Source organism: Cupriavidus sp. 96C5-1, assembly GCF_057798855.1.
Map to the genome: position 1 here is coordinate 1 of NZ_JBYOJU010000077.1, position 13,215 is coordinate 13,215.

12 protein-coding genes are annotated in these 13,215 nt (G+C 66.9%); all 12 read right to left on the reverse strand.

Annotation, left to right across the window (positions count from 1 at the left end; translation table 11 throughout):
- Positions 1–655: 655 nt before the first annotated feature.
- Positions 656–1,510, reverse strand: a complete 855-nt coding sequence (locus AC3FOF_RS42735; protein WP_488730121.1) for a DMT family transporter — start codon at positions 1,508–1,510, stop codon at positions 656–658.
- Positions 1,511–1,565: 55 nt separating this feature from the next.
- Positions 1,566–1,973, reverse strand: coding sequence for a lactoylglutathione lyase (gloA, locus tag AC3FOF_RS42740; RefSeq protein WP_035812521.1), 408 nt, complete (start codon positions 1,971–1,973; stop codon positions 1,566–1,568).
- A 139-nt stretch (positions 1,974–2,112) separates the two neighbouring features.
- Positions 2,113–2,997, reverse strand: coding sequence for a M48 family metallopeptidase (locus AC3FOF_RS42745; RefSeq protein ID WP_017227530.1), 885 nt, complete (start codon positions 2,995–2,997; stop codon positions 2,113–2,115).
- Positions 2,994–3,746, reverse strand: a complete 753-nt coding sequence (locus tag AC3FOF_RS42750; protein WP_017227529.1) for a lysophospholipid acyltransferase family protein — start codon at positions 3,744–3,746, stop codon at positions 2,994–2,996. Before AC3FOF_RS42750 ends, AC3FOF_RS42745 begins: the two co-directional genes overlap by 4 nt.
- A 16-nt stretch (positions 3,747–3,762) precedes the next feature.
- A complete protein-coding gene (gene gmhB / locus AC3FOF_RS42755) occupies positions 3,763–4,341 on the reverse strand; it encodes a D-glycero-beta-D-manno-heptose 1,7-bisphosphate 7-phosphatase (protein WP_017227528.1) in 579 nt (192 codons plus the stop codon).
- Positions 4,342–4,377: 36 nt separating this feature from the next.
- Positions 4,378–6,510: a glycine--tRNA ligase subunit beta gene (gene glyS, locus AC3FOF_RS42760; RefSeq protein WP_276267788.1), complete on the reverse strand. Its 2,133-nt coding sequence runs from the start codon at positions 6,508–6,510 to the stop codon at positions 4,378–4,380.
- Positions 6,511–6,546: 36 nt separating this feature from the next.
- Positions 6,547–7,176 (reverse strand): hypothetical protein, encoded by a 630-nt coding sequence (locus AC3FOF_RS42765; RefSeq protein WP_276267787.1) that lies wholly within the window; start codon positions 7,174–7,176, stop codon positions 6,547–6,549.
- Positions 7,173–8,132 carry a glycine--tRNA ligase subunit alpha gene (gene glyQ, locus AC3FOF_RS42770; protein ID WP_276267786.1) on the reverse strand — a complete coding sequence of 320 codons (960 nt, stop codon included), beginning with the start codon at positions 8,130–8,132 and terminating at the stop codon, positions 7,173–7,175. The genes AC3FOF_RS42765 and glyQ overlap by 4 nt, the downstream gene beginning before the upstream one ends.
- Before the next feature lie 465 nt (positions 8,133–8,597).
- Complete coding sequence (gene lnt / locus AC3FOF_RS42775; RefSeq protein WP_276267785.1) at positions 8,598–10,190, reverse strand: apolipoprotein N-acyltransferase; 1,593 nt, start codon at positions 10,188–10,190, stop codon at positions 8,598–8,600.
- Positions 10,187–11,059, reverse strand: coding sequence for a CorC family transporter (locus AC3FOF_RS42780; protein ID WP_035808131.1), 873 nt, complete (start codon positions 11,057–11,059; stop codon positions 10,187–10,189). Before AC3FOF_RS42780 ends, lnt begins: the two co-directional genes overlap by 4 nt.
- Before the next feature lie 160 nt (positions 11,060–11,219).
- Complete coding sequence (trpS, locus tag AC3FOF_RS42785) at positions 11,220–12,242, reverse strand: tryptophan--tRNA ligase (protein ID WP_017225363.1); 1,023 nt, start codon at positions 12,240–12,242, stop codon at positions 11,220–11,222.
- A 151-nt stretch (positions 12,243–12,393) separates the two neighbouring features.
- Complete coding sequence (gene rsmA, locus AC3FOF_RS42790; protein ID WP_017225362.1) at positions 12,394–13,215, reverse strand: 16S rRNA (adenine(1518)-N(6)/adenine(1519)-N(6))-dimethyltransferase RsmA; 822 nt, start codon at positions 13,213–13,215, stop codon at positions 12,394–12,396.

Sequence of the window (13,215 nt, forward strand, 5' to 3'; positions counted from 1 at the left end):
GTGGGCGCGGTGGCTCCAGATTGGGGGCGCTCGCCTCAAGCCGGGGCCACCGCGCCCACGACGAAACCGGCAAGGATCGGGAGACAGTGGCCATCCGTGCCGGTAACGGCAGATGCGTGAACCACCACGGGCCATTGCCATCAGGGGCACTACAATAAAACCAATGCCATCCGCAGCGGCAATGCCGCTCGTGCCGGCAGCGCCAGCAGTTCATTAGAACCGCCGCGCCCACCACGAATCCGCAACGTCCCCGAGCCCGACAAGCCAGCCCCCCTGCAAGGGGTCGCTTTCTTTTGGTTACTTTTCTTTACGAGTAAAGAAAAGTGACACCTCCATGTGCCCGAGGGCCCGACACCACTCCGCCTTTAGGCCCTGCAGACCCAAATCAGACCAAAAATAAACCAGAAAAATCTAAAAAATCCACTGCCAAAAATGGAAATGATTATAAGAATAAATCAAACATTCATCTTCCGATTGCGGCCAATGAATAAAAAACTCGCTTGCCCATTCATGCATCTGCCGTTACCAGTTCAGATGACCACTCGATCATGAACGGCACCGGTTTCGTCGTGGGCGCGGTGGCCCCGGATCTGGAAGCGCTCAGGCTTTAGGCTGCGGCTCTCGCAGGTCGCTGGCGCTGTGCGGGGTGCCTCCCTTACGCCCGCCGGTTCACCAATACGATCCCGGCCAATACCAGTACCGCCGCTAGCGCGAATCGCATGCCGACAGCATCGTGCATCAGCACTACACCAAACGCTACGCCGAACAGCGGCGTCAGGAAGGAGAATACCGACAGCCGCGAGGCCAGGTATTGGCGCAGCAGCCAGAACCAGGTCAGGTAGCTGGCGAAGGCGATCAGCACCGACTGGTAGAACAGGCTCGCCAGCACCAGCCCACCGACCTGCGCATGCAGGTGCTGGCCGGCGGAGAGCGCCATCGCCAGCAGCATCACCGCCGATACCGCCAGCTGGTAGAGCAGTGTCTTGCTGGGCGGCGCCGAGGCCAGCGGGCTGGCGCGTACCACTACCGTGGTGGCGGCCCACAGGAATCCGGCCAGGATGCCCAGCGCATCGCCCGCCAGGGTGCTGCCGCCATGCGCGGCCGGTGCCGCCATGCCGTCGGCAAAGGCCAGCGCCATGCCGCAGAACGCCAGTCCCACGCCCAGCCATTGCCCGCTGCGCAGCCGCTCGCCCGGTACCGTCAGGTGCAGCCCGAGCGCGGTGAAGATCGGCGCGGTGTAGAGAAACACCGCCATGCGCGAGGCCGTGGTGTGGCCGAGGCCAACGAAGATGCAGAAGAACTCGGCACCGAACAGCAACCCGGCCACCAGTCCGGCCCCCAGCGTGCCGTCGCGCTGCCACAGCGGCGTGCGCCGCCAGGCTGCGAAGCCGAATACCAGCAGGGCCGCCACCGCGGAGCGTACGCCGGCCTGCAGTACCGCGCCCATCAAGGGCGCGGTCGCCTTGATGACCACCTGCTGCAATCCCCACGCCAGGCACAGCACCACCATCAAGGCGATGGCGGTGCCGTCGAGCGGGCGGCGGGCAAGCCCTTGCGCGCTCACGTTACGGACGGCTGGCGTCGCGGGTGGTGTTGCGCTCGATCAGTTCGATCTTGTAGCCGTCCGGGTCTTCGACGAACGCGATCACCGTGGTGCCGCCCTTGACCGGGCCGGCCTCGCGCACCACATTGCCGCCGGCGTTGCGGATGCGCTCGCAGGCGGCGGCGGCGTCGTCGGTCTCCAGCGCGATATGGCCGTAGGCGGTGCCCATCTCGTATTTTTCCACGCCGTAGTTGTAGGTCAGTTCCAGCACGGCGGTCTCGGATTCCGGGCCGTAGCCGACGAAGGCGAGGCGGTACTTGTATTCGGTGTTGTCGCTCTCGCGCAGCAACTGCATGCCGAGGATGCGGGTGTAGAAGTCGATCGAGCGCTGGAGGTCGCCGACGCGGAGCATGGTGTGGAGGAGTCGCATGATGGGGAGCCCTGCTTGTTTTTGGTCGAGGAACTATTTTAGACGGGATGGGGAAAGTGGGCTTGCGGCTGTGCCAGCCGGCACCGTTCCCATTTGAAATCAACGGCCTGGCATTGCAACCGGGCCACCGCCGCCCTGGCTAGAACGTCGGCAGCAATTCCGGCGGATGCGCCCGCAACTGCGCCCTGGCGTCCCGAAACTCGGGAAAGATCGAAGCCACGGTATCCCAGAAGCGCGGGCTGTGATTCATCTCCTTGAGATGCGCCAGCTCGTGCGCGGCCACATAGTCGATCATCGACAAGGGAAAATGCATCAGCCGCCAGTTCATCCGGATCTTGCCGTCGGCCGTGCAGCTGCCCCAGCGCGTCGCGGCCGAGGTCAGCGCGAACGCGCTGTGCCGCACGCCGAGCTTCTCCGCGTAGATATCGAGCCGCTGCGCCAGCAGCCGCCTGGCCTGGTGCTGCAGCCAGCCCTGCACGCGGTCCTTGATCTGCTGCTCGTCGGCGTGCACGGGCAGCGCCAGATGCAGGATGCGGCTGTCGGCGTCGAACTGCAGTACGCCGGCGGGGGATTCGAGCTGCAGCGTGATGGGCTTGCCCAGGAAGGGCAGGCTCGCGCCTTCGCGCCATTGCACGGTGGGCAGCACGCGGCGGGCTTCGCGGTGCTGCCATTCGCCCAGCTTGTTGAAGATCCAGCGCTGCTTTTCGAGAATGGCCGACTCGACGTCGGACAGCGTGACCCAGCGCGGCGCGGTGATGGACAGCCCGCGGTCGTCAACGGTGAAGCCGATGGTACGGCGCGAGGAGCGCTTGAGCGTGTAGTGCACGCTGCGTTCGCCCACCTGCAGCCGCCGCGCATTGGGCTGCGGCTGCGGCCAGGGCTGCGCCGTCGGCGAGATGGGCTGCGCCGGCGCCGATCCGCCGGGCGCCATGCCGGGTGCCATGTCCGCGCCGGCAAGGGCGTCGGACAGCGGCAGCTCCATCTGGGAACCAGGGGCGTCGGGGGACGGGCGCAGCAATTTCATGCGGGCATCTTGCTCCGGTAGCTCTGCGCATCGATTCTACGCATATCCTGCTCGATCCACGCCTCCACCTCCTGGTTGAGCTGGTCGGCGGTCTTGTTGGCCGACGAGATCGGCGGGCCGACGGAGACCGTGATCATGCCCGGATATTTCAGGAAGGTGTTGCGCGGCCACAGGCGGCCGGAGTTGACCGCCACCGGGACGACCCATGCGCCGGTTTCCACCGCGAGGCGGGCGCCGCCGCTCTTGTAGCGGGTCTTTTCCAGGCCCGAGCGCGTGCGCGTGCCTTCGGGGAACATGATGATCCATGCGCCCTCCTTGAGCCGCTCACGGCCCTGGCGCACGGCCGAGGCAAAGGCCCGGGGGCCTTCCTTGCGGTTGATATGCACCATCTTGAGCATGCCCAGCGCCCAGCCGAAGAAGGGCACCATCAGCAGTTCGCGCTTGAACACGAAGCACATCGGCTTGGGCATGGTGGCCACGTAGGCGATCGTTTCCCAGGCCGACTGATGCTTGGACAGCACCACCACCGGCTTGTCGAGCACGCCGTTGAAGTTCTCGCGGCCTTCGAAGCGGTAGCGGATGCCGCAGATCAGGGCCGCCGCGCCGATGACCAGCCTCGGCCAACCGCGCACGAACAGGTAGCGGCGGTTGGCGCTCATGAAGGGAAAGACGATGAAGCACGCGCAGGCATAGGGCGGCGTCAGCACCAGCAGGTACAACGCGAACAGCAGGGAGCGGAGAAAAATCATCGGTGCGGATATAGGTTCAGGAACCGGCCAGGCGCGGGGCGCCGTCGCCGGTGAGCAGCCAGCGCGCAAAGGCGCGCAGGTCTTCGTGGATCAGCGTGCCGGGCGGCAGGCCGCCCTTTTCCTCGGTCTGGCGACCCTTGCCGGTCAGCACAAGGTGTGGTGCGCAGCCCACCGCCAGCCCGGCCTCGAGATCGCGCAGCGAGTCGCCCACCAGCGGCACCCCCTTGAGCTCGACGCCAAAGCGCTCGGCGAGCTGCTCCAGCATGCCCGCCTTGGGCTTGCGGCAATCGCAGCCGTCCGCCGCGGTATGCGGGCAGAAGAACACGGCATCGACGCGCCCGCCGAGACGCGACAGCGCCTTGTGCATCTTCTCGTGCATGGCGTTGAGCGCGCTCATCTCGAACAGGCCGCGGCCGATGCCGGACTGGTTGCTGGCGATCACCACGCGATAGCCGGCCTGGTTGAGCGCGGCGATCGCTTCCAGGCTGCCATCGATGGGAATCCACTCGTCCGGCGTCTTGATGAACTGGTCGCTGTCGAGGTTGACGACCCCGTCGCGATCCAGGACGACAAGCTTGGGCGGTGTCTGCGGCATGATGGCCTCCCGTTGTGATGCAGGTCGGCTGGCCGCCTATGCGGCCAGCTTGGAGATGTCGGCCACGCGGTTGGCCAGCACGTGCAGCGAGGCCAGCAGCGCCAGCCGGTTGGCGCGCAGCTGCGGGTCTTCGGCCATCACCATGACGTCGTTGAAGAACTGGTCGACCGCCTCGCGCAATTGCGCCAGGTCGCGCAGCGCGGTGGCGAAATCGCCGTTCGCGAACGCGGCATCCACCTGCGGGCGCACGCTCTCGACCGCGCCGTGCAGCGTGCGCTCGGCGGCTTCCTGCAGCAGCGCGGGCTGCACCGTGCCCACGGGGTCGGTATTCTTGCGCAGGATGTTGGTGATGCGCTTGTTGGCCGCGGCCAGGGCCTCCGCCTGCGGCAGGGCGGCAAAGGTGCGCACGGCCTCCAGGCGGGCCAGGATGTCGTCCAGGCGCTGCGGGCGCAGGCTTACCACCGCCTCCACTTCATTGGTGGTGTAGCCCTTGTCCTTCAGGTAGCCGCGCAGGCGGTCGTACAGGAAGTCGGCGATCGCGGCTTGCGCGGGCTTGACCGCGGCGATGCCGGCGAAGGCCTGCTGGGTGAGCTCGAGCAGCGCATCGATCGACAACGGCAACGGGGTCTCGACCAGCATGCGCAGGATGCCGAGCGCGTGGCGGCGCAGCGCGAAGGGATCCTTCTCGCCGGTGGGCGACAGGCCGATGCCCCAGATGCCGACCAGCGTTTCCAGCTTGTCGGCCAGCGCCACCGCCAGGCTCACCGAGCCGGCCGGCAGTGCGTCGCCGGCGAAGCGCGGGCGGTAGTGCTCGGAGCAGGCCAGCGCCACGGCTTCGGCTTCGTCGTCGTGGCGCGCGTAGTACGTGCCCATGGTGCCCTGCAGTTCCGGGAACTCACCCACCATATCGGTCAGCAGGTCGGCCTTGGCCAGTTCGGCGCCGCGCATGGCGGCCGCCTTTTCCACGGCGACGCCGGCCGCGCCCAGCGCATCGGCGATATGGCCGGCGATCTGCTGCAGGCGCTGCACGCGGTCGAGCTGCGTGCCGATCTTGTTGTGATAGACCACGTTGGCCAGCTGCGGCACGCGCGAGGCGAGGGTCTTCTTGCGGTCCTGGTCGAAGAAGAACTTGGCGTCGGCCAGGCGCGGGCGCACCACGCGCTCGTTCCCGCTGATGATGGAGTCCGGCGTGTCGGTGGCCAGGTTGGAGACCACCAGGAAGCGGTTGCGCAGGTGGCCTTCGGCATCGGTCAGCGCGAAGTACTTCTGGTTGGTCTGCATGGTCAGGATCAGGCATTCCTGCGGCACTTCGAGGAAGACTTCCTCGAAATGGCAAGCATAGACCACCGGCCATTCCACCAGCGAGTTGACTTCGTCGAGCAGGGCATCGGGCATGACGACCCGGTCGGCGCCGGCCTGTTCCAGCAGCGCGGTGCGGATGTGCTCGCGGCGCTCCGCATAGCTGGCCAGCACGCGGCCTTGTGCTTCCAGCACCGCGGCGTACTCGCCGGCATGCGCGATCTCGATCTCGCCGGCCGACAGGAAGCGGTGGCCCTGGGTGGTGCGGCCAGCCTGCAGGCCCAGCACGCTGACCGGCACCACTTCGGTGCCAAGCAAGGCAATCAACCGGTGCGCCGGGCGCACGAAGTGCACGGTGCTGCCGTCCGGGCGCTGGTAGCTCATCACCTTGGGGATGGGCAGCCTGGCGATGGTGTCGTCCAGCGCGGCCTGCAGGCCGCCGACCAGTTCGGCGCCGCGCGCGGTATAGCGGTAGAAGAAGGCGTCGGCCTTGCCGTCGGAGGCGCGTTCCAGGGTTCGCCAGTCGATCGACTCGACGCCCACCGATTTGGCCAGCGCGGCCAGCTTCTTGGCCAGGGGCGCCGTGGGCTCGCCGTTGGCGTCCAGCGCCACCGTCAGCGGCAGGACTTTCTCGCGTTGTTCGCGGTCCGGCGCGTTGCGGCGGACCTTGGTGACCTGCGCGGCCAGGCGGCGCGGCGTGGCGAACGAGGTCACGGCGGCGCCGTCACCCAGCAGGCCACGCTCGGAGAGGCCGGCGAACAGGCCCTGCGCGAAGGCCTCGCCCAGGCGCGCCAGCGCCTTCGGCGGCAGCTCTTCGGTGAACAGTTCGATCAGCAGCGTATCGTTCGAATCGGTCAGGAGTTGCGACATGAATCGTATCCAACAAGTTGTGGCACGCGCTGCGCTCTAGCAGCGCGGTGCGGTAGTAGGTTCTACGCCGGACAACAGCCAGAGGCCGTTTTGCTGCCGGAATTGCAGCGTGGTCGCCGCGCATTGCGTGTCTGCGCTGCCGCCGCGGCCGTTCTGGGCGGGGCGCGGCGCGAAAAAGCGGGCGTCGAGCCGGCGCAGGCGCCTGTCGTAGCGGATCTCGTCGATGCGGCCGCCGACCCAGAAATCGATCCGGGGCGGCAACTGCGCGGCCGAGTAGTAAGTCTTGATCTGGCGCCGCACCCGTCCGTTGACGGTCTCGGTCTCGGTCCAGGTCAGCGGGTAGCGGATCGCGCTCTCATAGGCGCGCAGCGGCACGCGATGCCAGCCCAGGTCCCTGGAGCCCGACAGGTCGCACGCGAACGAGCGGATCAGCTGGGTCCACTGGTCCAGCGAGTTGTTCGCCCCGAAGGCGCCGTGCCAGTGCCGGTCGATGGCCTGCTGCAGGGCCTGCGGGCTGGCCTCGCACACATTGGACAGGTCGGCCGGCAGGTACAGGGCCTGCGGGCTGGGCAAGGAGACGGTGGCCAGGACTGCGCCGGGCGCCCCCACGGCCAGCATCGCCAGGGCAGCGCCTAGGCACAGCGCGCTGCGCGCTGCGCGCGTCATGCGGCGGCCGCGCGTTCGCACATCGGAAAGCCGAGCGCCTCGCGCGAGTCGTAGTAGGCCTGGGCCACCAGCCGCGACAGGTTGCGGATGCGCCCGATATAGGCGGCGCGTTCGGTCACCGAGATCGCGCCGCGCGCGTCCAGCAGGTTGAAGGTGTGGGCAGCCTTGAGCAATTGCTCGTAGGCGGGCAACGGCAGGCGCTTCGCATCCTCGGCCGGGGCAGCTTCCTGGCCTTCCTGCTTCGGCTCGGCGGCGCCCATCAGGCGCTTGGCCTCCGCCTCGTGTTCGGCGAAATGGCGGAACAGGATCTCGGCGTTGCTCTGCTCGAAGTTGTAGGTGGACTGCTCCACTTCGTTCTGGTGGTAGACGTCGCCATAGGTCAGGCGGCGCGTCTTGCCGTTCTCTTCCCACTCGGTCCACACCAGGTCATAGATGTTCTCGACCTTCTGCAGGTACATCGCCAGGCGCTCGATGCCATAGGTGATCTCGCCGGTGATGGGCTTGCAGTCGATGCCGCCCACTTGCTGGAAGTAGGTGAATTGCGTCACTTCCATGCCATTGAGCCAGACTTCCCAGCCCAGGCCCCAGGCGCCGAGCGTCGGATTCTCCCAGTCGTCCTCGACGAAGCGGATGTCGTTCTGCTTCAGGTCCAGGCCCAGCGCTTCCAGCGAGCCGAGATACAGCTCGAGGATGTTCTCGGGCGCGGGCTTCAGCACCACCTGGTACTGGTAGTAGTGCTGCAGGCGGTTGGGGTTCTCGCCATAGCGCCCGTCCTTGGGACGGCGCGACGGCTGCACATAAGCGGCGCGCCACGGCTCCGGTCCGATCGCGCGCAGGAAGGTATGCACATGCGAGGTGCCGGCGCCGACCTCCAGATCGATGGGTTGCAGGAGTGCGCAGCCCTGCCGGTCCCAGTAGGCCTGCAGGGTGAGGATCATTTGTTGGAAGGTCAGCATAGGCGAAGACTAGTAAGGGCCTGGCGACAGGCCGGCAAGCAGGGGCAAGCTGGCGCAGCGGCGGGAAAGCTGCCGCGGCGCCTCGCGAAGATCGTGCCAAACCCTGAATTCTATCGGTTTTTTTTGCGCTGCCCGCGATCGGCACGGCCCTTGCATGGCTTGCAGTGCCGCGGCGGCCTGACTGAGCGCGCAAGTGATGTCGGCGTTTTGCAACGAATCGGGTAAACACCGAAGCCCCCTAAAGCCCTGCCCCATACTGGACGATAGTGTTTTTGTATACAGTATTAGGCAGAGCTGTGCATAACAGCCGCCAATGTTCGAAACACTCCAGATACGGGGACACCGGTCATGTCGCTGCTTTCTCGCAAGCCTTATCTCGTCGCCATCGCGGTCATGATCGCGGTGGCACTGCTGTCGGTCGTCGCGGGCCTCGCCGCCTGAATCCGGCCGGCGGCCCGGCGACCGTCAGCCCCGCTGGCGCCGCCAGGCCGCCACTGCCAGCACGACCAGGCATGCCGCCAGTGCCGGGAGGTTGCCCCAGCGCACGTACGGCGTGAAGCCCTGCATGCCCTGCACCTGCGCGGCGAGCGTGCCGACGGTGAAGGTCGGCAGGCGCTCGGCCACGACGCCGTCCGGCGTCACCACGGCGGTCATCCCGGTATTGGTCGAGCGCAGCATCGGCCTGCGGGTTTCCAGCGCGCGCATGCGCGAGATCTGCAGATGCTGGTCCAGCGCGATGGTGTCGCCAAACCACGCAAGGTTGGTCACGTTGACGAGGATATTGGCGGGCACCGGCTGGCTGCGCAGCGTCTCGGCGATTTCCCCGCCGAACAAATCCTCATAGCAGATATTGGGCGCCACCATGATGCCGCGCACCGGCAGCGGCGCCTGGTCCAGCCCGCCGCGGCGGAAGTCTCCCAGCGGCATCTTCATCATGTTCACGAACCAGTGGAAACCGAAGGGAATGAACTCGCCGAACGGCACCAGGTGGTGCTTGTTGTAGCGGTACAGCCGCTCGGTCAGCGGGCCCAGGCCGAATACGCTGTTGGTGAAATCCACCGGCGAATCGGCACCGGCGGCACCGAACAGCACGGTGGTGCCGCTGGCCACGGTGAAGTCGCGCACCGCAATGGCGATATCCACCGGCAGATCCTGCAGGATCACCGGGAATGCCGTCTCGGGCGTGACCACGAGATCCGCCGGGGCGGCCGTGATCAGGTCGCGGTATAGCTCGAGCGAGCGTTGCACGCCGACCGGCTCGAACTTGATGTCCTGCGCCACATTGCCTTGCAGCAGCCGCACCGAAATGGGCTTGCCGGCCGGCTTGGTCCAGGCGATCGGCGCCAGCGCGGCGCCGGCCAGCGGCAGCGCCACGGCTGCAGCCAGGGCGAGCACGCCGGCGCGTTTGCCGCCGCGGCCGAAGCCGCGCACCGCCGTCGCCAGCAGCGCCGCCACGGTCGCGGCCAGCGCGCCGATGCCATAGACTCCAACCAGCGGCGCAAAGCCGGCCAGCGGGCCATCGGTATGGGCGTAGCCGCTGGATAGCCAGGGAAAGCCGGTGAAGACCACGCCGCGCAGCCAGTCCGACAGGCCCCAGGCGGCGCCGAAGGCGAGCGGGGCAAGCAGGGACAAGGCGGTTGCCCGCGCAGCCGCCGATCCGCGCCGCGCCGTCAGCCAATGCCAGCCGGCCGCGGCCAGCGCCGGATAGAGGGAGAGGAAGGCGGCGAACAGCAGCACGGCGAGAAGGGCCATCCAGGCCGGCATTTCGCCATACACGTGCATGCTGATATAGAGCCACCACACGCCAGAGAGGAACCAGCCCAGGCCGAATGCATAGCCCGTGGCCGCCGCGCTGCGGGCGCGGGGCGCATCGGCGGCCAGCGCCACCAGTCCCGCCAGCGACAGCAGCTGCAGCCACCACCATGCATGCGGCGCGTAAGCCTGGGTGTGAGCCACGCCCAGCACGGCGGCCAGCAGCAGGCGGGGCAGGCTCGCGCCGCGCGCCTCGTCGCGTCCGGCGCTGGCTGCGCCGGGCCATGCCTGGAGCAGGCGCTTCATGCGCCGTCCACTTCGGACGGAGTGGACGGGGCCTCGCGGCGCACCAGCAACAGGTGCGCCTGGCGGGCGTCGGCACGCAGGACCTCGAAGCGGATCGGCGGCAATGTCACCACTTCGCCGCGATGCGGCACGTGACCCAGGTGGTTGCTCAGCAAGCCGCCCACCGTGTCGACGTCGTGATCCGAGAATTGCGTGCCGAAGGTCTCGTTGAACTGCTCGATCTCGGTCAGGCCATGCACGCGCCAGCTGCCGTCGGGCAGTTGCAGGATGTTGTCGTGGTCTTCGTCGAGGTCGAACTCATCCTCGATATCGCCCACGATCTGCTCCAGCACGTCCTCGATGGTGACCAGGCCGGCAACGCCGCCGTACTCGTCCACCACCATGGCAATGTGGTTGCGGTTGATGCGGAAGTCGCGCAACAGGATATTGAGGCGCTTGGACTCGGGGATGAACACCGCCGGACGCAGCGTTTCGCGCAGGTCGAAGTGCTCGTCGGTGTAATACCGCAGCAGGTCCTTGGCCAGCAGGATGCCGATGATATTGTCGCGGCTGCCCTCGTAGACGGGAAAGCGCGAGTGCGCTGTCTGCCGCATGAAAGGGATGAAGCTCTCCGGCGCGTCGGCAATATTGACGGTGTCCATCTGGCCGCGCGGGACCATGATGTCGCGCGCGGTGAGTTCGGATACCTGGAATACGCCCTCGATCATGGAGAGCGAGTCGGCATCGATCAGGTTGCGCGCGTGCGCATCCTGAAGCACCTCAAGCAATTCAGCGCGGGAGTCGGGCTCGGGGGAGATGAAATCCGAGAGCCGTTCGAGCAGGGATCGGGGTCGGTCGGCTGGCTTCGAACTGGGATAAGGGTCGTTCATGGCGCGACAAGCGCGTGGTGGATATCGCTTGAAGGATACACTAAAAGAGTTTTGCTTCCGTGACAGGACATGGTCTTGGGGCGCCGGCTTGCGCCCCGGGACCATGTCCGGGCAACGGCCGATGACCCGCCAGGCGACTCGCCGGGCGCGCCGGATGGGCTTAGAAACGGAAGGTGCCGAGCGCCTCGCGCACTTCGTCCAGCGTCGCCTGCGTAACGCCGCGAGCCTGCTCGGTACCGTGCTTCAGGATGTCGAACACATACTGCGGATCCTTGGCCAGCGCCTCGCGCCGCTCGCGGATCGGCGCCAACATTGCCTGCAGCACGCTCTCCAGCCGGCGCTTGAGCACCATGTCGCCGAGGCCGCCACGGCGATAGTGTTCCTTCAGCTCCGCCACCTCATCGACCGCTTCGTCGAATGCGTCGAGATAGGTGAACACCACATTGCCTTCCACCTGGCCCGGATCCGACACCTTGAGGTGGTTGGGATCGGTATACATGCGCATGACGGCTTCCTTGACCTGCTCGGGCGTAGCCGCCAGCGGGATCGCATTGCCCTGCGACTTGCTCATCTTGGCCTTGCCGTCGACGCCGGGCAGGCGGCCGAAGCGCGGGATCAGCGCGGCGGCCTCAGGCAGCACCTCGCGGCCAACCTGGTGATTGATGCGCCGCACGATCTCGTTGGTCTGCTCGATCAGCGGCGCCTGGTCCTCGCCGACCGGCACTACATGGGCCTTGAAGCCGGTGATGTCGGCGGCCTGCGACGCCGGGTAGCACAGGAAGCCCGCCGGGATGTCGCGGCCAAAGCCGCGTGCCTGGATCTCTTCCTTGATGGTCGGATTGCGCTCCAGCCGGGCCACCGTGACGAAGTTCAGGTACATCAGGGTGAGTTCGGCCAGCGCGGGCAGGTGCGACTGCACCGTGATGGTGGTCTTGGCCGGGTCGATGCCGACCGCCAGGTAGTCGAGCGCCACCTCCAGCACATTGCGCCGCACCTTGTCGGGGTCGTGCGCGTTGTCGGTCATGGCCTGGGTGTCGGCCAGCAGCAGGTATTGCTTATGGGTTTCCTGCAGTGCCACGCGGCTCTTGAGCGAGCCGACGTAGTGGCCGAGGTGGAGCTGGCCGGTGGGGCGGTCGCCGGTGAGGATGACCTTGCGCGTGGGCGCCTGCGTTTCGCTAGTCATGGCATTTCCTTCGGTAAGGTTTTGCCGCGGAGCCCGTCAGCGGAAGCATGCGCCTGCCGACCGGGCTGCGGCGGCTAGAGTCGGGATCGGGGGATGACGACGTGCCGCTGCCTTCAGCAGCGCCACCAACAATGCGGGACGGGGGCGTTCCTCATGGGGCTGCGGGCTCCAGCTGGCGCGCCAGTTCAACGTATTCGGCCACCGGCACTTCCTCGGCACGGCGTCCCAGATCGAAGCCGAGCGCGTCGAAATCGACCTGGTCGCGCAGTATCGACAGCGTGTTGCGCAGGACCTTGCGGCGCTGCGAGAACGCCGCCGCGACCACATCGCCCAGCACCGTCAGGTTGCAGGCGGGATAAGGCGAACGCAACTGGCCGTCCGGCTGCCGCGGCCAGGGAATCATGCGCACCACGGCGGAATCGACCTTGGGCGGCGGATTGAACGATGCCGGCGGCACATCGAGCACATGCTCCATGTGATAGCGCACCTGCAGCATGATCGACAGCCGCCCGAAGGCCTTGCTGCCGGGCTCGGCCACCATGCGCTCGACCACTTCCTTTTGCAGCATGAAATGCTGGTCGCGCACCTGGTCGGCAAACCCGGCCAGGTGGAACAGCAGCGGGCTGGAGATGTTGTACGGCAGGTTGCCGACGATGCGCAGCGGCTTGTCCGCTTGCCACAGCTTGCCGAAATCGAAGGCCAGCGCGTCGCCGGCATGAATCACCAGGCGCTCGCCGTAGCGGCGCCGCAGGCGCTCCACCAGGTCGCGGTCGAGTTCGACCACCTGCATCTGCGGCAGCCTTTCCAGCAGCGGCTGGGTCAGCGCGCCGAGGCCGGGGCCGATCTCGACCACCGTCTCGCCCGGCTGCGGGTCGATGGCGCTGACGATGCCGTGGATGATGCCGTCATCGACCAGGAAGTTCTGCCCGAATCGTTTGCGGGCCACATGGCCCTGATGTACGTTGGAACGCAT

What these genes read in the sequence shown, in the direction of transcription:
- AC3FOF_RS42735 (WP_488730121.1), bottom strand. Translation starts at nt 1,510, where the DNA reads ATGGTGGTGCTGTGCCTGGCGTGGGGATTGCAGCAGGTGGTCATCAAG.
- gmhB (WP_017227528.1), bottom strand. Translation starts at nt 4,341, where the DNA reads ATGCCGCAGACACCGCCCAAGCTTGTCGTCCTGGATCGCGACGGGGTC.
- lnt (WP_276267785.1), bottom strand. Translation starts at nt 10,190, where the DNA reads ATGAAGCGCCTGCTCCAGGCATGGCCCGGCGCAGCCAGCGCCGGACGC.
- trpS (WP_017225363.1), bottom strand. Translation starts at nt 12,242, where the DNA reads ATGACTAGCGAAACGCAGGCGCCCACGCGCAAGGTCATCCTCACCGGC.
- gloA (WP_035812521.1), bottom strand. Translation starts at nt 1,973, where the DNA reads ATGCGACTCCTCCACACCATGCTCCGCGTCGGCGACCTCCAGCGCTCG.
- AC3FOF_RS42745 (WP_017227530.1), bottom strand. Translation starts at nt 2,997, where the DNA reads ATGAAATTGCTGCGCCCGTCCCCCGACGCCCCTGGTTCCCAGATGGAG.
- glyS (WP_276267788.1), bottom strand. Translation starts at nt 6,510, where the DNA reads ATGTCGCAACTCCTGACCGATTCGAACGATACGCTGCTGATCGAACTG.
- AC3FOF_RS42750 (WP_017227529.1), bottom strand. Translation starts at nt 3,746, where the DNA reads ATGATTTTTCTCCGCTCCCTGCTGTTCGCGTTGTACCTGCTGGTGCTG.
- rsmA (WP_017225362.1), bottom strand. Translation starts at nt 13,215, where the DNA reads ATGCGTTCCAACGTACATCAGGGCCATGTGGCCCGCAAACGATTCGGG.
- glyQ (WP_276267786.1), bottom strand. Translation starts at nt 8,132, where the DNA reads ATGCTGACCTTCCAACAAATGATCCTCACCCTGCAGGCCTACTGGGAC.
- AC3FOF_RS42780 (WP_035808131.1), bottom strand. Translation starts at nt 11,059, where the DNA reads ATGAACGACCCTTATCCCAGTTCGAAGCCAGCCGACCGACCCCGATCC.
- AC3FOF_RS42765 (WP_276267787.1), bottom strand. Translation starts at nt 7,176, where the DNA reads ATGACGCGCGCAGCGCGCAGCGCGCTGTGCCTAGGCGCTGCCCTGGCG.